An 18,198-nucleotide genomic window follows, 5' to 3' on the forward strand; every position below is an offset into this window, starting at 1 on the left:
GCTCTGGAAGTTCTCGGAATTAAATCCATCTCACTACATTTGTCGTGATATGGCAACTACAAATGTAGTGACGTGGTTCTGCCATCCCTTGTCAAAGGGACAAAGCGCTTCTTGCCAGGATGCGGACTACGGCCCAGCGTCTCGTCCCCATGAAACGCTACCTCCTTCCAGCCATCCTCGTCGTCGCCACCTTGTTTGTCTCCAGCTGCCGCAGCCCCAAGGGCAATGTGAACTACATGCAGATGGGCAAGGGCCGCCCAAACCTTGTCCAGTAAGCATTGGTGGCCGGCACATGCGTCAGTGCTGATGGAATAACCAAAAGCATTTTTCTTCCTATAGCGCGAGAAAAACACGTTATAGGAAGAAAATCACCAGCGCTCTGGTTCTTGAAAATCAAACACCCAGCAGTTCACGCGCCTCAGCCTGACCTGGTGCTGGCCTGCCAAACTCGCTGGCAGTGACACGCGCGAGCGCACTGAGATGACGCCAGCGGAAGGCGGCACGGGTGCGGTGAAATTCGTCGTGGCAGGTCTGGTAATATTTCTCGGCATGCAGCGCGCCATCCTCGCTGATGGCGTAAGTGCGCAGCGCCTCCAGCACCGGCTCCGCAGGCAGGTTCAGCAGACCCCAGCGATGCACCACCGCAGCGGCGTGTGACTGGAGACTGCCTTTGATCATGGTGTGCAGTTCGGACAGCAGCTTGGCCTGATCCGTGGAAGTGACGAGGCCGATCTGCCGCTTCGAGGGCATCGGTTCCCAATCGAGGAACGGCTGATATTGCCGGTCACGAGCGATCTGCCAGGCAGCCAGGATGAGGCAGGCAAAGACGTTCCTTCCCTGGCTGACCGAAGAGAGGTTGCGCCAGGCATGGGTCGAGTCGCTTGAATGCACGCCTACCGAATCTCCATGCACGCTGCCCGTGGGTTTGCCAGGAAACTCCCACTCCGGCGGCCTGCCATGATCACGTAACACAAACTGGTTCGCCGCCAGAGAGATGGCCTCACCAACCTCATGCGGGTCCAGACCTTCCGCGAGCGCGGCCGCCACAGCTCCCGACGCCTCTTCGGGAGACCCTTTGAAGATCGTCATGGCGAGTTTCTCGACCGTGCCATCGTCCATCGCCTTGGTGCCCGGATCACGCCCCAGCAGCTTGTGCTCATCCAGCAGTTTCGTGAGCATGCCGGCGTGTTCATCCCACTCAGGCTGGCGGCTCTTTTCCGCATTCAGGCAGTAGCGCAGGGACATGCGCAGCATGGTGGTGGCATGCTCGCGCCCCACCAGATCCAGCAGATCCCAGGCACGATAGGGCAGCACGGTGCGGTGCACCTCCGGGCAGTCCTGCACGCATTCCAGCAGCGCGTTGAAACCGGCGTCCGCATCCTGATGCATCATCGTGGCAAACATCGCCTCAGCCTTCGCGGTGTCCTTGCTCTTCACCACCTCATGCAGTTGCTGTGCGCTGGGCTTGTCTGTTCCATGAGCCACGGGATGCAGCACCTCATCATCACGTCCGCCGTTTTCCTGGATGCGGTTGGTGTTTCGATACAGCACCTTGAAGACGGGCAGTGCCTGTTCTTTCTCCGGCAGCGTGGCGGACATTTTCAAACACGGCCCCAGCGCCATCAGCGTGTGAAAGCCGATGTAGTCCTCTCCGCCGAAGGTACGCGCATTCGCCAGCACGCCGGCGGCCACGAGCTTTTTTAAGGGGACGCCTTCCTTGAGCTTGCCAGCCAGGGCAGGCTGGAACTTGGAGATCGGCGTCTCCTGCATGAAGCAGACGAGCGGTTCCATGTCCCCGAAGCTCAAGGCGGCAGGTGCTTCAGCAGCGGCGGCGGATGTGATGCCAAGCTCCGCGCCAAGCGCAGGGCCGATGGTGGCTAACAGTGTGCCCTGACCCACCTCAGTCAGAAAGCGACGACGGGAACGTGGTTCATTCATGGAGACCTCCCTGGTTGGAATTGTTGGTTATTCTCTCAAACGGGGGTCGGCGAGGCAATCTTGAAAATATTTTCAAACCACTTTGAACGACAAAGTGAATGGCTTTGACGAACGAGTCATGTCTCATGATTCACCTCATCTCGCCCGGCTGCGTCTGCTGGCCCGGGGCGAGCCCGAGGCACTGGCAGGCTGGCTGAGGCAGACGCTGACGCGCGAGACTCTGCTGACTCTGATTGTCACCATCATCGCAGGTTGTGCGCTCTATGGATTTGGGCTGGGGCTCTGGAGGGCGCCGCTGCAGGGAGTGTTTGTGGCCGTGAAGATGCCGCTGCTGATCTTCCTCACGCTGCTCGTGAATGGTTTGATCAATGGCATGCTCGGCCTGCTGCTCGGCTCAGGCATGTCCTTCCGGCAGACGGTGGTGGCCTGCTTGATGAGCTTTGCCATCTTCAGCCTCATCGTAGGTTCCTTCAGCCCGCTCATCATCCTCTGGGTGCTGGACTCTCCACCTCCAGGGCAGCCCGGAGGTGCGGAGTGGTACCGCATCTTTTTGTTGGGCAATACCGCCATCATCGCCTTCGCCGGCATCGTGGCCAACCACAAGCTCCTGGGCTTGATCCAGGCCTTCTCGGGCGATGCGGCCGCAGGCTGGCGCACGCTCGTCGCGTGGCTGGCGGGGAATCTCTTCGTCGGTGCCCAGCTCTCCTACATCCTGCGGCCCTTCTTTGGGAATCCTGAACTGCCTGTGCAGTTCCTGCGACCGAATCCCCTGGAAGGAAATTTCTATGAGGCCGTGTGGGGCATGCTGCGAGCGAGCATCGGGCCTGATTCCCAAGTGCCCGTCACAATCTTGACGATCATGCTCATCGCCACCGCGATGGCAGCCATCTCAAACCACATGGCCAAACAGGCCGGCAAGGCCTTCAAGCCCATTCACCCCCCACCACCATGAACACGGAATCCACACCACCTCCCGTTCCAGCGTCATCCACACCTGAGGCTGCCAAGGCCGCAGGCATGAAAATTGAGCCCATGCAGGGTCCGCCCACGCTTCCCAATGTCGTCGAGGCCCTGCTCAAGCATCCCGGCAGATTGCTTCACGCGTTTCAGGAGGGTGGCAAAGGTGTGCCTGTGAAACTGGCGCTCAGCGCCTTGATCTCCCTGTCTGTTTTTGGGGTGCTTCTCGGCACCTTCTCCGGTGGCACCCAGCTCTGGGCAGCACCCTTGAAGATCACCATCGGCATGCTGGTGGCTGTGCTGATCTGTTTCCCGAGTCTGTACATCTTCAGCGCCCTGGATGGACTGAATGCGCGTGTGCATCAGATCGCTTCCGTCCTGCTAGGCATGGTCGCGCTGACGGCATTGCTGCTGCTCGGATTCGCACCGGTGATCTGGGTCTTCAGCACGTCTACAGACTCCCTGGGCTTCATCGGCTTCCTCGTGCTCATGTTCTGGATCATCGGCCTCTTCTTTGGCGCTCGACTGCTCACCGGAGCGGCCTCGGTCATTGGTTCAGAGTCCTCGGGTTATCTCAAGATCTGGATCGCCATCTTCACCATCGTCACCTTCCAGATGTCCACCTCGCTGCGGCCTTTGATCGGCACCTCGGAGACCTTCCTGCCCACGGAGAAAAAGTTCTTTCTCGAACACTGGATGCATCACATGGATGCCGATGCCACTCCGGCCGTCAGAACGCCCTCACGCTGATCTCAAAGTAAGCGAAATCGGTGTCACCACCTCTGACGGTGCTCTCCACGAAGCCGCCAGGGGTGAAATGAGCATAACCAAGAATGGCCTCAACTTTCGGGGTGACCTGCCAGCGGGCGCGCATGTCGAACTCATGGCCGATGAAGCTGCCGCTGCGTCCTGTGCGGTCCCGCGCACCGGCGGTGTTGAGCCGGTCTGTGTCACTGGCCAGCCAGTACCAGCTGTAACCCATGTCCATCCTCAGCGTCTTTGAAGGCGTGAGCTCCAGCCGCGCCTTCGGGCTGCTGATGTTTTCAAACTGGATGTAGTCGTTCGCTGACCAGGGCCGGGCAAAGCCGAAGAAGCGCTCGAAACGGTTGTCCTGGTCATCGTTGGGATCCTTGTCACCGCCCGCATAGCCGTAGAAGGCGCTGAAGCGCGGCTTCCAGGGGGCTTTGAAAGTATAACCAACTTCAAGATTGCCCGCATAAGCCTCCATGTCCTGGGAACCGCTGCGGCCGGTCTGGTAGATGAGGTCGAAGTCGAAATCAAAAGCGGTGCCTGGAATGACACCATAACCGCGCAGGCCGGGTGAATGCACAAAACGCTCAGCGACCGCGCCGTGGGCTGATTGACGGAGTGCCAGATAGAAGGGCTCGAGCGTGATCACTTCAGACCAGCCACGCCAATGGCCGATGATGGCATACATCCACTGCTCCTTCACGGGTGCATCGGGCTCATACTTCTCCCGCTGCAGCGGCTGCACCGCCAGCAGGTCCACCTGCCAGTCATTCTTCTCCTGTCCAAGGGCTCCATGGAAACCCTGGAACGAATTGGCCGTGTTGCGCCATTGATTATTCCCGATCAGACGGCGGTCGAGAAACTCAAAGTTGTGAATGCCGTAGCGCAGGCTCAGCGGGCGGGCATTGCCCAGCGGATCATGCCCCAGCGCATCTTTAAAATAGAACTCACCATACAGACGGATGATCTCAAACTCGTTCACGTCACGCGTATCGCGCTCATAGTCGCTGTTGTAACGGCGCGAGTCCTGCATCTCCACGGCAAAGCGGAAGGGATCCAACGCATCGTGAATGCCGATGTAAGCCCGCGTGCGATGCAGCAGAGGTTCGTCCAGACCTGCCCGATTTCGGCGGATGTCATCATCGCGATACTCGTAGCGGAAGCGGTAGTCTAACCCCAGGTCCAGCCAGGTGGCATCCTTCAGCCAGTCCATTCCGGTGTCCTGGGCATGGCGCGCATACTTCGGCAGATCAGGATCCCGCGTCGTGCTGTAGCTCGCAGGCGCACGGTAGTAGCTTTCCTGCCCGAAGGCGGAAAGGGTACTGAGCGCGACAATGGCGAATGACAGGAGGCGGTTGGGCACGAAATGGGGGGAACGGCCAGACTCCGCTAAAAATGCTCCTTTTCCAGTAAGGAAATCATTTCCCGCCGTGGCTCCTTCTTTGTGTTTCGACGTAATCATGCTGGATCAAAGGCAGGTTTCCCGTCAGAACGAGCGTTGGACTACCCGACCACCCTCATGCCCCGCATTACCATCATTGACTGGCGTACCTCTCCACAAGGAGATCCGGATTCCACCATTGAGCGCCATATCATTGGCGATGCAGCGGAGGTCCGGCGCTTCCTGTGCGAAACCGATGCCGACCTGACGGAGGAGATCTGCGCCTCTGACGCACTTATTGTTTGGCACAACATGCCGCTCACTGCCCAGGGCATCTCACGGCTGAAGCAGTGTCGTGCCATCATCCGCAACGGCGTCGGCTTTGACAGTGTGGATGTCGCCGCTGCGCGTGAGCATGGCATCGCTGTCTGCAATGTGCCTGATTATGGCACGGAGGAGGTCGCGGACCATGCCATTGCCCTTACCATGGCGCTTTGCCGGCAGATCCTGCCTCTTGATGCGGAGGCGAAGAAACTCGGCTGGCTGATCAAGGTAGAGCCTCGCTTGCGACGTCTCAGCACACTGACCTTTGGCATCGTCGGCCTGGGCCGCATCGGCACGGCCACGGCACTGCGGGCGAAGGGGCTCGGCTTTCGCGTGATCTTCCATGACCCCTATCTGGCCAATGGCGCTGACAAGGCTCTCGGCATCTCGCGAGTACGAACCTTGGATGAGCTGCTCAGGCAATCCGATGTGCTCTCGGTGCATTGCCCGCTGAATGCGGAGACACATCATCTCATCGCGGAGCGTGAGCTTGCGCTACTGAAGCCCTCTTCATTTGTCGTCAACACGGCCCGCGGAGCCATCATCAAGAAGACTGCCATCCTTACGGCCTTGCGTGAAGGTTGTCTCGCGGGTGCTGGACTTGATGTCATTGAAAACGAGCCTCTGCGCACAGAGGACGAGGCGGCCACGCCCAATCTCATCGCCACCTGTCACGCCGCCTTTTGCAGCGTGGAGTCGAAGATCGAGATGCGCAGCACCTCGGCACGCATTGCACGTGCCGCCGTTACCGGAGAACCTTTGGAAAACGTGGTGAACGGCGTGTCCTGAGGATCACGCCGTCCTACCAGCCTAATCAAAGATACGGTTCGATCGGCAGCTTGCCGTTGCTCGCGCAGATGAACATCGTGCCGGGCTTCACCGTGCTCGGCGAGGTGCTTACCTTGCCGCCTGCGGCTTCCACCAGCATCACACCGGCGGCGATGTCCCACAGGCTGATCTGCTCTTCCACATAGGCATCCAGACGGCCGCTGGCAATATAGGCCAGAGCCAGCGCGGCACTGCCGAGCATGCGGGTCTTGCGCACTTCGTAGGCGATGCGCTTGTAGCGCTCAAAACCGAGATCGAGAGCGGACTTGCTCTTGGAGAAACCCACCGTCACCACCGCTTCCGCCATGGTGGCGCGATTGCTCACAGTGATGGGCTTGCCATTCAGCATGGGCGGGCCGCCCTTCACCACGCTCCACGTCTCGTTCATCATCGGATCATGAATGACCCCGAGCAGCGTCTCCTTCGTGTGCCTGTCGCGCGCGGCGATGGACACGCAGAAGTGCGGGATGTTGAAGTAGTAGTTCACCGTGCCGTCGATCGGATCCACGATCCACTCGACATCGCCATCACCGCCGATGTCGCCTTCTTCCTCGCCCAGGATCGCATGTGTGGGATCATTCTTCAGGATGATCTCCGTGATCAGCTTCTGGCTGCGCACATCCAGCTCCAGCTTGATGTCATGGCGCTGCATCTCATTGACCGTGAGATCGGAGCCAAAGTTGCTTTTGATGAGCTGGCCGGCCTGAGTGGCGGCATCGAGGGCGATGGGGAGGAGGTTCATTAAAGGGGGGATGGAATAACAAAAAGAGAGGAAAAACTAGCGGGCAAGCCGGGAGATGAGCTGGATGAGCTCGCCTGCGAGAGCGGCCTTGCTCTGGCGTGGCATGACCTGGGTCCGGCCGCCGGGAAGGCAGAGAGTGACGGCGTTTTCCACACTGTCAAACCCGATGCCCGGCTGGGACACATCGTTGGCGATGATGAGATCACAGCCTTTGCGCACCAGCTTGTCCTGCGCGTGCTCGATGAGCTTCTCCGTCTCTGCGGCGAAACCGACCAGGCAGCCCTTGAAGCCAAACACGCTGCGTGCTGAGCCGAGGATGTCCTCGGTGCGCTCCAGTTCCAGCGTCAGCGTCTCCGCCCCTTTCTTGATCTTCTGTTCCGCCTTCACTGCGGGGCGGTAGTCCGCCACCGCGGCCGCAAAGATGGCCGCATCTGCCTTCGAGAGGTGTTTCTGCACCGCCTCATACATCTCGCGGGCCGTCTCCACCTTCACCAGATGAATGCCTTCAGGGGCGGGAAGCGTCACCGGACCGGAGATCAGGGTCACCTCATGCTCCTCGTTCCGCGCAGCCTCAGCCAGGGCATAGCCCATGCGGCCGGAGGAGCGGTTGGTGAGATACCGCACGGGATCAAGCGGCTCGCGTGTGGGGCCTGCGGTGATGAGGATGTGCATGGGAGGCTCTACGACGAGGACGGCATGGGGTCAAGATGGCGGCGGGAGGCGCGCTGGCTGCAGGGGGAGTTTTATGCGAATTCGGCAGAAGCCTGATTCCCCACGCCACATAGCATTTGCCCTCTCCAGTCCACCCCGCCATCATCGCAGCCACACCACCCAACCTACTCCCATGTATTTTCTCGGCATCGACAGCGGCACGCAGAGCACCAAGGCCATCGTTCTGGATCTGGAAAGCGGCAAGATTCTCGCCTCCGGACACAACGCCTACGACCTGATCGAAGGTCTGCCTCCCGGCCATCTCGAGCAGCATCCGCAGGACTGGCTGAATGCCGTGGAGGCCAGTGTGAAGCAGTGCCTGGAGAAGCTCGGCGCGGATCGTGCGAAGATCGCCGGCATCGGCGTCAGCGGCCAGCAGCATGGTCTGGTGGCCCTCGGTGCAGATGACAAGCCCGTGCGCCCCGCCAAGCTGTGGTGCGATACCTCCACCCAGGCGCAGTGCGCGGAGATGGCCCATGAGTTCGGCGGTCATCCGGGCATCATCGCCCTGGCAGGGAATGCCATGCTTCCTGGTTATACCATTCCAAAGCTGCTCTGGATGAAGCAGAACGAGCCGGAGAACTTTGCCAAGACCACCTCCATCCTGCTGCCGCATGATTACATCAATTTCTGGCTCAGCGGTGTGAAGCGCATGGAGTACGGAGATGCCTCCGGCATGGGCATCCTGAATGTGAACACGCGCCAGTGGTGCTACGAGATCTGTGATTACATCGACCCGCGTGTGCGCTCCATGCTGCCTGAGCTCGGCTCCAGCCGCAGCGTGCATGGCCGCCTCCGTCCTGAGCTCGCGAAGGCCTGGGGCCTCGGTGATAACGTCATCATCTCCGCCGGTGGTGGAGACAACATGATGGGCGCCATCGGCACCGGCAACATCAAGCCCGGCGTGGTCACCGCCAGCTTCGGCACCAGCGGCACGCTCTATGGTGTTGCTGCTGCACCCGTGGTGGATGGCCAGGGCGAGGTCGCGGCTTTCTGCGACAGCACGGACCAGTGGCTGCCGCTCGTCTGCACCATGAACGTCACCGTGGTGACCGAGCAGGTGCGCGAGATGTATGGCTGGGATTTGAAGCAGCTTGAGGCCGCCGTGGCCTCCGCGCCTGTCGGTGCAGAGGGTGTGATGTTCCTGCCTTACCTGAATGGCGAACGCACTCCGAACCTGCCGAACGGCACCGGTGTGCTGCATGGTCTGCGCCCCACGAACATGACCCCTGCCAACATCGCCCGCGCGGCGGTGGAAGGTGCCACACTCGGCCTTGCCTATGGTTTGAAGCGCTTCCGTGATCTCGGCATGAACCCCACGGAAGTTCGTCTCACCGGTGGTGGCAGCAAAAGCCCCGTCTGGCGTCAGATCGTGGCAGACTGCTTCAATGCTGAAGTCGTCACGCTCAGCACCAGCGAAGGCGCTGCCCTCGGCGGTGCCATTCAGGCTGCCTTTGCGCAGGCCAATGAAGGTGGTGCCGAGAAAGTCAGCTACGAGCAGCTCTGCGCAAAACTAGTTGCGCTGGACGAATCCACCCGCTGCAAGCCGAACGCGGAGAATGCCGCGAAGTATACCCTACAGCTCGAGCGCCAGATGGAACTGACGGGCCGCCTGCAGCAGACGGGCTGGCTTTGAGCATATGAGTTCCAAACATATGCTCGTGCTGCCGTGGGTCCTCCTGCTGCAGATCACGGCTTTGGCCTGCTGCACAATCACACTGGTTGGCGTCAGCTACGCTGACGTATTGACCGCCGCTCTAGTCTTCACGCTCTTGGCTGCTGCGCTTCTCATCCTGCCATTCAGACGCGGTGGCAAGGTGATGAAGATCGTCAGCGTCATCCATGCTCTGCCAACGATCTATGTGGTCCTGGAATTTTTACGTCGGGTACCTCATGTGTTCTGATGTGCCAGGGTGGTGAAATCACTTCTTCATCAACCCGATCACCGTCGTGGCCATGGCCTTCACGCCGGTCTCGATGGTCGGCTCGGGCACTGGCTTGAAGAACGGCGAGTGTAGGGAAGGCAATGCGGTGCCTTTCGTCTTCACCTCGGCAACTGCTTCCGGCGACTGCGTGCCTAACCAAAACATGCACAGCGGCACTTTTTCCTTGGTGAGACCGTATTCGGCAAAGTCCTCCGCCCCCATCACCGGCTCGCGTGGCAACACATTCTTCTCGCCAAGAGTCGTGTGCAGGATCTGGCGCACTTCCTGGCAGAGGGCAGGCGTGTTGTAGAGGGCAGGGGACTGATCATCGGAGACGAGAATCTCGGGCATCCGGTCCGCAGGCATGTTCGCAGACTCGGCCTGGGCCTTGGCAATGCGCTTGATGGACTCGATCAGATGCTTGCGCGTCTCCGTCTTGTAGCTGCGCAGGGTGAGCTGCAACTTCACCTCCTCGGAGATGATGTTGCTCTTCGTGCCGCCATGGATGCTGCCCACCGTGATCACCGCCGGATCACCCGGGCGAAGCTCACGGCTCACGATGGTCTGCAGCGCCAGCACGATCTGCGAGGCCAGCACGATGGGGTCCTTGCACAGATGCGGCATGGAGCCGTGACCGCCCACGCCTTTCACGATGATCTCCACCGAGTCCACATTCGCCAACGCATAACCTTCCACGATGCCCACCGTGCCATGCGCGAGGTCGGAAGAGCAGTGGAGAGCCACGGCCTTGTCAGGCTTTGGAAACTTGGAGAATAGACCCGCTCTCAGCATGAGCCTTGCGCCGAGCACACGCTCCTCCGCAGGCTGGCCGATCATCACCGCCGTGCCTTTCCATTGATCACGTGTCTTGGCCAGCACGCGAGCGGTACCGATAAAGCTCGTCATGTGCATGTCGTGTCCGCAGGCGTGCATCACGTTCACCTCACGACCTGTCTCATCCTTCACCAGCTTCTTGCTCGCATAGGGCAGGCCGGTGAGTTCCTTCACGGGAAGCGCATCGAGATCCGTGCGCACCATGATGACCGGTCCTTCGCCGTTCTTCAACACACCGACGACACCATTGCCACCCACCTTCTCCGTCACTTCCAAGCCTGCATCACGCAGTTCCTTGGCGACACGCACCGATGTCTCGGCCTCATGCAGGGAGAGCTCAGGATTCGCATGCAGTTCCTTGTAAAGAGTGAGCAGGGAGGGGATCTCGTCTTTGACGAGCGACTCCACATCAGCAGCGGCGAGGGAGGAGGTGACGAGCAGTGCGGCGAGGAAGGTTTTCATACGGTGGTGGATGGAAGCTTAAGGTCTTCTTTGCCAGAACCTGCGGAGATCACGATGGCGGATTGCTTCAGCAGACCCTTCTCGAGAACATTGATACCATAACAACGCGTCTGGCAAAGGCCGCAGCCGACACATTTGTCCGCCAGCACCACCGGAGCCACGAAGCCGGTGCCCTCGATCGGGTTGCCGCTCGCATCCGCCTTGGTGTGGACCTGCAGGAACTCGATCGCGTGATAGCCTGCGGCAGCACAGTCATCCACGCAGAGCTGGCAGGCTTCCTTGCCAGCATGCGGCAGGCAGGTGCCCAGATTCACCTCGGCCAGGGCCATGCGCGTCCTTTTCTTCACCTCCAGCGGCAGCGGTTGGATGGCGCCCGTCGGGCACACCTGGCCGCAGGCATTGCAGCTGGATTCACAGCCTGCCCAGTCCGCTTTCACCATCGGTGTCCACAGACCTTCGAAGCCTTGCTCAAAACCCTCGGCGTGCAGCACGTTGTTCGGGCAGGCTTTGAAGCACTCACCGCAGCGGATGCACATCTGCAGAAACTCTTTCTCCGGAACTGAGCCGGGTGGCCGCACCGGACGGAAGCTCTGTGGATTGTCCAGGTCCGCGCCCCAGAGGCTCGTCGCGGTCTTCACCGTTGCCGCACCTGTCACAGCGAGTGCACTGCCCGTGGCGAGCGAGACAAAGCCGCGACGACCGAGTGGTGTCTCGTGGGTCGGTGGATCGTTTTTCTTCTTCAAGCTCATCACGTCCCAGCGATCCACAAACTTGATGGAGAGCGACGGGCACACACCACCGCAGGTCTGGCACAAGGTGCAATCCGAGGTGCGGGTCGTGAAGTCCGGCTTGATGGCATCAAAGGGGCAGATGTCCACGCACTTGCGGCATTTGATGCAGGAGTCCTCGACCTTGCGCTCGGTCACGCGGAAGAGGTTCGCCACGGAGAACACCGCGCCGCTGGGGCAGACATACTTGCACCAGAACCTCGGCCGGAGGAGACCGAGGCCGAGCACTCCGAGAAACAGCAGCACTGAAATCACATGCCCGGCATGAAACGGCACCACCAGATGCCAGCCGCGCAGAAAGCCTGTCTGCACCGGCTCGCCAAGAAAGAGCAGCCCGCGAGTGATCACCGGGATTGCTGAGAAGAAGCCGCTGATCAGCACTCCGCAGGCAGCGGCGATCAGTGTGCCGAACAAAATATAGTATTTGATGTGAACCCACCAGCCATCACCCTTCACGCGAAAGCGCTTCACACGCCGGCCAATGATCCAGTCGAACAAATCAATGAGTGTTCCCAGCGGACACAGGTAACCACAAAAGCCACGAGGAATGAGCACGCACACCAAAAGGATGATGCCTGCGCTCACCAGTGAATAGACCCAGCTCCGCGAGGCAATGGCTGTGCTCAAGCTCACGAGTGGATCGATGCGCAAAAACAGATCCGCCGGGACGACTTCTTTCCTCACCAAATCATCCGCATAGTGTGTCGGCCAGGGGGCCTCACCTGCGAGCAGGGCATCAAGCTGTGCTTCGTTGGCCGGAGACTCAGAGGCTAGTGCAGGTCTCGCGGTGTAAGGCCAGCAGATGTAGAAGAACGACACCAGGAAGGTCACGAAACACAGCGCCTGAATCGTCCGGCGCAGGGGCGCCGAGGCCATGGTCGGCCCGATGCGCTCGAGCACGCGGCGCACTCTTCCCGGCGGCTTGCGGTCCGCCTTCTTCGCTCGCTTAAGCGTGGGAAGATAGTGGTCGAGCCTCATTGGACTCCCTGGGAGAGTGCTTTGGCCGTCGCGTTGATGATGGCCTCACCCGTGATGGTGGCACGGCTGGTGGCATCCACTCCTTTGACCCCTTGCTTGGAGATGATCTGCGCGGGCACATCCGTGAGCGCGGAGTAATATTGCTTCTCCTTGTGCTGCGTGACTTTCACGTCCTCGATCTTCTTTCCGCGCACTTTGACGCTGACCTCCACCTGTCCTTCATAACCCAGGCTGCTGTCCTTGTAGGTTCCGTCGGCCACCTTGGAGACATCCGCGAGCTCGAAGAGTTTTAAAGCATCGAGGCTGGCCTTGGCACGCCCGAGTGTGCGGTTCAGACGATCCGCGCGTTGACCTGTGGGCGGAGTGTTGATGACCTTCTCGTAAAACGTCTGCGCTTCCTGCAGCCGTCCCGCCAGACGGCAGGCATCTCCGGCGAGCAGCCAGGCATCGTGCTCGTTGTATTCATTCGCCATCTCCACAGCACGATCAGTCTCGCCCATGTCACCGAGGAGTTTGATGGCATCGAGCTGGAGGTAACCAGCGTCGCTGATGAAATCGAGCGCCATCTTTTTGCTGCCAAGGCGCCAGTAACACTCGGCGAGGTGCATGCCGGGTGGATCATCCACGCCGATGCCTGCCTGCTGCCACCACCACGCCGCGCGGGCATAGTCCTGGAAGAAGCGGAAGTGCATGTTCGCGATCTCCTTCTGCGCACGCAGCTTCAAGGAATCATCCGGCTTCGAGTCGAGAATCTCGTGAATGAGTTTCAGTCCTTCACGCCAGCGGCTGGCGTTGGGATTGATGATGTCCCAGACGAACTGTCCGACATTCTTTTGGTTATTCCAACCCTGGCCCGGCTGCTCTGGCCAGGAGAGGTCCAGAGTCTTGGGATAGTTGGTGCGGACGGATTTGAAACCCTCAGGATCGGTGGGCCCGATCTTCTCGATCAATGCCTTCACCTCTTCCGGCGTGCGCGTGGTGCTCGCGGCTTCAGCCAGCACGGTACGCGTGCCGTTCACAGTGATCGCCTTCACGCTAGCGTAGGGAACAGTGCGTTGGGTGGCGGTGCCGCCGAGCGTGAACTCGACGGTGAGTGTCTTGGCCTCGGCATTGTTCTCGAGGACCTTGCCCTCGACCTTGTTGCCATTGGCGAGCTCGATCGTGTCCGCATGGCTCAGAGCCGCGACCACGAGGAAAATCAAAAGGCGTGTTGTTTTCATGGCTAGGCGGCAAAAGGAAAGCCTGGAGTGGCGAGGTGACGGCCATCTTTGAGGATGAGAAGGGCATCCGTGCCGGGATAGTTTTGCAGCAGCTCCATGCCGCGTTGCGAACCCAGCACAAACAAGGCGGTGGAGAGCGCATCCGCCGCCATCGCGGTGGATGCCAGCACGGACACACTGGCAAGCTCACCGGGTGACTGGCCGGTGCGCGGATCCAGGATGTGATGCCGGCTGAAGTCAGCGCTGAAGGAGGTCTCGTAGTCGCCCGAGGTGGCCAGGCAACGGTTCTCAAGCTGCGTGAGAGCCGCATAGGCATCAGGCTCGCGCGGATGCTGGATGCCAATGCGCCACGGTGCCTTCTCCGCATTCATGCCACGCGCGCTGAACTCACCGGCATCAATCAGGGCATGCTCCACACCATGCGCATGCATCACTCGCATGGAGACGTCTGCGGCGAAACCTTGGGCGATGCCATTCAGCGTGATCGCCATGCCGGGGGCGAGCTGGATGCTCTGTGCATCAACCTTCACTTTGCTCCAATCCACCAGGGACATCGTGGCAGTATCAGGCCGTGCGCCTTTTAGCCTCCAAAGCGGCTGCACGGTAATGTCGAAAGCACCGTCCGAGCGCTTCGACATCTCATTGGAATAGCGCAATACCTCCACGAGCAAGGGATCGGGGCTTCCGAGCACACCTTCACGATTGAGGCGCGATAGCTGGCTCTCTGGGCGGTAGATGCTCATCACGCTTTCGATGTGCTCCAGCTCTGCAAAGGCTGCATCGAGTGCTGTAGCGGCCTTGCTTTCATCTGCGTGCAGCGCGGTCATGGTGACCGTGGTGCCGAGGGCTTTGGCGGATCGCGAGACACGGTGGAGACCATGCTGGCGCGAACATTGAGTCATCAGGGCCGCGCAGGTGCCGGTGGCGAGAGCGAAGAAACGACGGCGGCTGGCGGTGGGTGGTGGATGCGCGTTCATAAAAAATTGAAACAGGCATCGCGGTTAACGCAGCAGTCTGGCGACAGCTTATGACGAAATCAAAATTGCCGCCAACTATCTGCGAACTTGAATCCCAATCTCAAAGTCTCGGCTTCTCCGGCTTGATCGGAGCATCTGCGGAACGCACGCCTTTGACGGTGGTTTTGCGCTTGTAGATCTTGTCGCTACAGCAAACAAAAAGTTCGTCAAAATTAGCGCCGCCGAAGACGGCGTTGGCGATCCACTTGCGTTGTGGCTTGGCAATGACGCCATTCACGCGCCCGGCCTGGTCGCAGAACTGGATGCCGAGGTGTGTGGTCACATAGAGCCGGCCTTTTGCATCCACGGTCATGCCATCGGCGCCGCTTTCCATGACGCCGTCGGGAAGGCGCAGATGATGATAGCGCTGCTTGGCGCTGAGCGTGCCATCGGCCTCAATGTGGTAGCTCCACACGAACTGCCCGCGCATGTCGGCCACGTACAGCAGGCTCTGGTCGGGGCTGAGGCGCACACCATTCGGGAAGGCGATCTCGTCCTTGCCGTTCTTGTCCACGACCTGCTTGCTGCCATCTGGCTTGATCAGCCACACCTGTTTGTTAGGTGGATCGGTGACGTAGAGGTTGCCGCTTTGGGTCACGCAAAGGTCGTTGGAATTGATGTCACTGGCGATGACGGTGGCCTTACCACCTTCATCATAGACTAGGATCTGCTTCTTGCCGCTCGCGCAGGCGAAGAGACGGCCATCCGGGCCAAACATGAGGCCGTTGGCCTTGCCAGTGTCTTCCGCGAAGACCGTGACCTTGCCATCTAGGGCGATCTTGTGGATGCGGCTGTTCGGGATGTCAGTGAAGAAGACCTCGCCCTTCGCATTCACAGCCGGACCTTCGGTGAAGCCATGACCTTCGCTAACAAGCTGCCACTCCGAACCAGCACCGAGCACTTCCATCACTGGAGCGCGTGAGTTCACACCTTTCGTCACGGGCTTCGGCCAGTCCTTCCAGATCCAGCGCAGGGCCTCAGGAAGGATGGCAGTGGCATGCTTGCCGTTGTGGGCACCATTTCCCCACACATGGTTCACCTCATAACCGGCGAACTCGAAGGCAGAGAGCATCTCTTGGTTGGCGAGGAACCAGTTTCCACCGGTGCCGTTCGCGTCGTTGCTGCCGTCTTGCAGGAACACACGCAGCGCCTTCGGCTCGTTCTTGCGGATCATGACGGGGTAATCATTGCCGCCGCGCTGATCCACATAGGTGCCGATGCTGCTGAACACACGGCTGAACTCTTCCGGTCGCTCCCAGGCCGCCGTGAAAGCTGCGATGGCGCCGCTGCTGCTGCCCGCGATGCAACGGTCATTGCCGTTCTTGGAGAGATGAATGGCCCGGCCATCACTCGTCTTCTTCGTCTCCACTTCGGGCAGCAGTTCTTCCAGAAGGAAACGCGCATAGGCATCGCCTAGTCCATCATACTCCACGGCACGATTGTAGCGGTCCAGGGCCGTGCTGCCATCGCGTCCAGGCACACGACCATGCATCACAAACACACCGATGGTCACCGGCATCTCTTTCTTTGCAATGAGGTTATCAAACACCACCGGTGCCTGCCACTGGATGCCGTCCTGGTTCACATGCACGCAGGCCGGTTTATCCGCTGAATACTGGGCGGGCACATACACCCACACATCGCGCACCGTGCCCGGGAAGATCTTGCTCTTCGCGAACTCAAACTTGATCACTTCACCCTTCGGCACGCCCTCCTGAGGTTTAGAGTCAGGGCCGGGAACGTAGTCGTCAGCCGCGAAGACGGTGCTGAGCAGGAGAGGGGCGAGAAAAAGAGCGCGAAGTGGAGGCATGGAAGGAACGAAGAAACGCCAGGATTCACGCCGCCTTGCGCGCTCCAGTCATCTCAGGGATTCATCCAGGCCTGAAAAGCCGCATCCACACGCTGGAGCATCTCTGCGCCGCTGCGCTTCGCGTCAGTGAACTGGTTCCACTTCGTCGCATCCTGGCTTTTCCCTGCGCCTTCGATTTCCGCGATGAATTCCTCCACCAAAGACAATTGCTGAGGATGCTGCTCACGCAGATGCGCTTTGCAGGTCGTGCTGGTTTGATTCAGGCGGTTCTTGGTTCCGATACTCATGACCTCGGATCATGGCGAGGAAGTGACGAATGAACAGGCCAATCCCTTTAGTGTACAGATCGAGGTGTCTTGGACTTGGCCTGAGCCTCGATAAGAAGGTCGCGTTTGGCTTCGAGCTTCGATATTTCCTTCCGCATATGATCTAGCTCATCATCAAGGCCCTTGATCGGTTTGGGTTTCAAAGCCTCCTCAACCCACTTCTGCTGAAACTCTAACCGTTTTTCGAGCTGGGCGATCTCGTCTTTGTTTCCCGCAGCGCGGGCCTCCTCGAGTCGTTTCTTGTACTGAACAATCAAACCTCTATCATAGCTACAGACGAAATCAGCGATGCCTTTCGAACTTATTTCGACAACGGTTTTTAAGGATTCTTTACGCTTTTCGATCTCTTGGTTCAAGGCTCCTAGATCGGTCGGCAGCCAGCCCATGGCATCCATCCATTCGGCGCAGCGCTGGGGCCAGGCGTTGATGGGTTGTTGGTTATCCCGCATGCCGAAGCCGTGGCCGCCTTTGGTGAAGAGGTGAAGCTCGGCGGGGAGTTCGCGCTTTTTGTATTCGAGATAAAGGACGGTGGCGGCGGTGGGGTTCTGGCCGTCATCATGCGCGCAGGCCATGAACATGGGCGGAGCATCGGCAGGAACCGTGAAGCCATCTTTGAGCTTGGTAGGCTCTTTGAAGTCCACGAAACCGCCGCCGTAGATCATGACGCCAAAGTCCGGCAGGGCTGCAGCTGCGGGGCGGTCACAGGCGATATGGGCGAGCAGATTCCCACCCGCGCTGAAGCCGAGCAGGCCGATGCGATTCGGATTGAGGTTCCACTCTTTGGCCTTCTCACGGACGATGCTGATGGCCTTCGCGGCATCGGCCACCGGCTTTTCATGCGGCGCGGTTTCGTCACGTGTCGGTGTACGATACTTCAGAAGGATGCCGGTCACACCCAGTGTGTTCAACCATTCACACACTTGGGTCCCTTCATGGATGGCCGAGAGAAAGACAAAGCCGCCGCCGGGTGCGACGATGACACTGGTGCCGTTCGGCTTCTCGGGACGATACACCGTGATCGTGGGCTCATGGATGTCTGTGATGGTGCTCTTGCCGGACTTGGTGCGGATGAAATCCTCCGTGGCCTGGGAGTGCGGCAGCATTTTGCCCGGAGCGCCTTCAGGCCAGAGCTTGATTTCCACAGGCTCGGCGGCCTGAAGGAATGCAGCGAGCGTGATGAGAAGAAAAGGAAGTGCACGCATAAGGGG

General features: G+C 59.7%; 17 protein-coding genes. 6 read left to right on the forward strand and 11 right to left on the reverse strand.

The window, feature by feature from the left end; all coding sequences use genetic code 11:
• Nucleotides 1-149: 149 nt before the first annotated feature.
• Nucleotides 150-275 carry a hypothetical protein gene (locus tag BGE01nite_RS29690; RefSeq protein ID WP_281292033.1) on the forward strand — a complete coding sequence of 42 codons (126 nt, stop codon included), beginning with the start codon at nucleotides 150-152 and terminating at the stop codon, nucleotides 273-275.
• Nucleotides 276-393: 118 nt separating this feature from the next.
• On the opposite strand, the gene BGE01nite_RS05200 is transcribed toward BGE01nite_RS29690, so the two are convergent.
• On the reverse strand, nucleotides 394-1,938 hold the full coding sequence (locus BGE01nite_RS05200; RefSeq protein WP_146849212.1) for a hypothetical protein: 1,545 nt from the start codon (nucleotides 1,936-1,938) through the stop codon (nucleotides 394-396).
• 118 nt (nucleotides 1,939-2,056) lie between these two features.
• On the opposite strand from BGE01nite_RS05200, the gene BGE01nite_RS05205 reads away from it, so the two are divergent.
• Both BGE01nite_RS05205 and BGE01nite_RS05210 read left to right on the forward strand, forming a co-directional pair.
• Nucleotides 2,057-2,890 (forward strand): hypothetical protein, encoded by an 834-nt coding sequence (locus tag BGE01nite_RS05205; RefSeq protein WP_146849213.1) that lies wholly within the window; start codon nucleotides 2,057-2,059, stop codon nucleotides 2,888-2,890.
• Nucleotides 2,887-3,645 carry a hypothetical protein gene (locus BGE01nite_RS05210; RefSeq protein ID WP_146849214.1) on the forward strand — a complete coding sequence of 253 codons (759 nt, stop codon included), beginning with the start codon at nucleotides 2,887-2,889 and terminating at the stop codon, nucleotides 3,643-3,645. The genes BGE01nite_RS05205 and BGE01nite_RS05210 overlap by 4 nt, the downstream gene beginning before the upstream one ends.
• On the opposite strand, the gene BGE01nite_RS05215 is transcribed toward BGE01nite_RS05210, so the two are convergent.
• Nucleotides 3,626-5,008, reverse strand: a complete 1,383-nt coding sequence (locus BGE01nite_RS05215) for an alginate export family protein (RefSeq protein WP_170266603.1) — start codon at nucleotides 5,006-5,008, stop codon at nucleotides 3,626-3,628. The two genes, BGE01nite_RS05210 and BGE01nite_RS05215, sit on opposite strands and share 20 nt — an antisense overlap.
• 156 nt (nucleotides 5,009-5,164) lie before the next feature.
• Between BGE01nite_RS05215 and BGE01nite_RS05220 the strand changes: the two genes are divergently transcribed.
• Nucleotides 5,165-6,139 carry a C-terminal binding protein gene (locus BGE01nite_RS05220; RefSeq protein WP_146849216.1) on the forward strand — a complete coding sequence of 325 codons (975 nt, stop codon included), beginning with the start codon at nucleotides 5,165-5,167 and terminating at the stop codon, nucleotides 6,137-6,139.
• Nucleotides 6,140-6,164: 25 nt separating this feature from the next.
• On the opposite strand, the gene BGE01nite_RS05225 is transcribed toward BGE01nite_RS05220, so the two are convergent.
• Both BGE01nite_RS05225 and BGE01nite_RS05230 read right to left on the reverse strand, forming a co-directional pair.
• Nucleotides 6,165-6,920, reverse strand: coding sequence for an inositol monophosphatase family protein (locus BGE01nite_RS05225; protein WP_146849217.1), 756 nt, complete (start codon nucleotides 6,918-6,920; stop codon nucleotides 6,165-6,167).
• 36 nt (nucleotides 6,921-6,956) lie between these two features.
• Nucleotides 6,957-7,592, reverse strand: coding sequence for a phosphopantothenoylcysteine decarboxylase domain-containing protein (locus BGE01nite_RS05230; RefSeq protein WP_146849218.1), 636 nt, complete (start codon nucleotides 7,590-7,592; stop codon nucleotides 6,957-6,959).
• A 172-nt stretch (nucleotides 7,593-7,764) separates the two neighbouring features.
• Between BGE01nite_RS05230 and xylB the strand changes: the two genes are divergently transcribed.
• Entirely contained in the window at nucleotides 7,765-9,267 is a 1,503-nt protein-coding gene (xylB, locus tag BGE01nite_RS05235) for a xylulokinase (RefSeq protein WP_146849219.1), read from the forward strand.
• 4 nt (nucleotides 9,268-9,271) lie between these two features.
• Nucleotides 9,272-9,535 (forward strand): hypothetical protein, encoded by a 264-nt coding sequence (locus tag BGE01nite_RS05240; protein WP_146849220.1) that lies wholly within the window; start codon nucleotides 9,272-9,274, stop codon nucleotides 9,533-9,535.
• A gap of 18 nt (nucleotides 9,536-9,553) precedes the next feature.
• On the opposite strand, the gene BGE01nite_RS05245 is transcribed toward BGE01nite_RS05240, so the two are convergent.
• The 7 genes from BGE01nite_RS05245 to BGE01nite_RS05275 all read right to left on the reverse strand — a co-directional run bounded on the left by BGE01nite_RS05245 (nucleotide 9,554) and on the right by BGE01nite_RS05275 (nucleotide 18,192).
• On the reverse strand, nucleotides 9,554-10,852 hold the full coding sequence (locus tag BGE01nite_RS05245) for an amidohydrolase (protein ID WP_146849221.1): 1,299 nt from the start codon (nucleotides 10,850-10,852) through the stop codon (nucleotides 9,554-9,556).
• Entirely contained in the window at nucleotides 10,849-12,618 is a 1,770-nt protein-coding gene (locus tag BGE01nite_RS05250; RefSeq protein ID WP_146849222.1) for a 4Fe-4S binding protein, read from the reverse strand. The genes BGE01nite_RS05245 and BGE01nite_RS05250 overlap by 4 nt, the downstream gene beginning before the upstream one ends.
• Complete coding sequence (locus tag BGE01nite_RS05255) at nucleotides 12,615-13,838, reverse strand: FMN-binding protein (RefSeq protein WP_146849223.1); 1,224 nt, start codon at nucleotides 13,836-13,838, stop codon at nucleotides 12,615-12,617. The genes BGE01nite_RS05250 and BGE01nite_RS05255 overlap by 4 nt, the downstream gene beginning before the upstream one ends.
• A 2-nt stretch (nucleotides 13,839-13,840) precedes the next feature.
• Nucleotides 13,841-14,815, reverse strand: coding sequence for an FAD:protein FMN transferase (locus BGE01nite_RS05260; RefSeq protein WP_218032904.1), 975 nt, complete (start codon nucleotides 14,813-14,815; stop codon nucleotides 13,841-13,843).
• A 100-nt stretch (nucleotides 14,816-14,915) separates the two neighbouring features.
• Nucleotides 14,916-16,664, reverse strand: a complete 1,749-nt coding sequence (locus BGE01nite_RS05265; protein WP_146849224.1) for an SMP-30/gluconolactonase/LRE family protein — start codon at nucleotides 16,662-16,664, stop codon at nucleotides 14,916-14,918.
• Nucleotides 16,665-16,717: 53 nt separating this feature from the next.
• Entirely contained in the window at nucleotides 16,718-16,951 is a 234-nt protein-coding gene (locus BGE01nite_RS05270) for a hypothetical protein (RefSeq protein WP_146849225.1), read from the reverse strand.
• Nucleotides 16,952-16,998: 47 nt separating this feature from the next.
• Complete coding sequence (locus BGE01nite_RS05275) at nucleotides 16,999-18,192, reverse strand: alpha/beta hydrolase fold domain-containing protein (RefSeq protein ID WP_146849226.1); 1,194 nt, start codon at nucleotides 18,190-18,192, stop codon at nucleotides 16,999-17,001.
• Nucleotides 18,193-18,198 lie beyond the last annotated feature (6 nt).

It is taken from the genome of Prosthecobacter gellanilyticus (assembly GCF_007992435.1).
Taxonomy (GTDB): Bacteria; Verrucomicrobiota; Verrucomicrobiia; order Verrucomicrobiales; family Verrucomicrobiaceae; genus Prosthecobacter; species Prosthecobacter gellanilyticus.

Bases quoted from the DNA above. Each gene is read 5' to 3' on its own strand.
- BGE01nite_RS05250 (WP_146849222.1), bottom strand. From the start codon at position 12,618: ATGAGGCTCGACCACTATCTTCCCACGCTTAAGCGAGCGAAGAAGGCG.
- BGE01nite_RS05200 (WP_146849212.1), bottom strand. From the start codon at position 1,938: ATGAATGAACCACGTTCCCGTCGTCGCTTTCTGACTGAGGTGGGTCAG.
- BGE01nite_RS05255 (WP_146849223.1), bottom strand. From the start codon at position 13,838: ATGAAAACAACACGCCTTTTGATTTTCCTCGTGGTCGCGGCTCTGAGC.
- BGE01nite_RS29690 (WP_281292033.1), top strand. From the start codon at position 150: ATGAAACGCTACCTCCTTCCAGCCATCCTCGTCGTCGCCACCTTGTTT.
- BGE01nite_RS05205 (WP_146849213.1), top strand. From the start codon at position 2,057: ATGTCTCATGATTCACCTCATCTCGCCCGGCTGCGTCTGCTGGCCCGG.
- BGE01nite_RS05220 (WP_146849216.1), top strand. From the start codon at position 5,165: ATGCCCCGCATTACCATCATTGACTGGCGTACCTCTCCACAAGGAGAT.
- xylB (WP_146849219.1), top strand. From the start codon at position 7,765: ATGTATTTTCTCGGCATCGACAGCGGCACGCAGAGCACCAAGGCCATC.
- BGE01nite_RS05275 (WP_146849226.1), bottom strand. From the start codon at position 18,192: ATGCGTGCACTTCCTTTTCTTCTCATCACGCTCGCTGCATTCCTTCAG.
- BGE01nite_RS05230 (WP_146849218.1), bottom strand. From the start codon at position 7,592: ATGCACATCCTCATCACCGCAGGCCCCACACGCGAGCCGCTTGATCCC.
- BGE01nite_RS05265 (WP_146849224.1), bottom strand. From the start codon at position 16,664: ATGCCTCCACTTCGCGCTCTTTTTCTCGCCCCTCTCCTGCTCAGCACC.
- BGE01nite_RS05225 (WP_146849217.1), bottom strand. From the start codon at position 6,920: ATGAACCTCCTCCCCATCGCCCTCGATGCCGCCACTCAGGCCGGCCAG.
- BGE01nite_RS05270 (WP_146849225.1), bottom strand. From the start codon at position 16,951: ATGAGTATCGGAACCAAGAACCGCCTGAATCAAACCAGCACGACCTGC.
- BGE01nite_RS05260 (WP_218032904.1), bottom strand. From the start codon at position 14,815: ATGAACGCGCATCCACCACCCACCGCCAGCCGCCGTCGTTTCTTCGCT.
- BGE01nite_RS05210 (WP_146849214.1), top strand. From the start codon at position 2,887: ATGAACACGGAATCCACACCACCTCCCGTTCCAGCGTCATCCACACCT.
- BGE01nite_RS05240 (WP_146849220.1), top strand. From the start codon at position 9,272: ATGAGTTCCAAACATATGCTCGTGCTGCCGTGGGTCCTCCTGCTGCAG.
- BGE01nite_RS05245 (WP_146849221.1), bottom strand. From the start codon at position 10,852: ATGAAAACCTTCCTCGCCGCACTGCTCGTCACCTCCTCCCTCGCCGCT.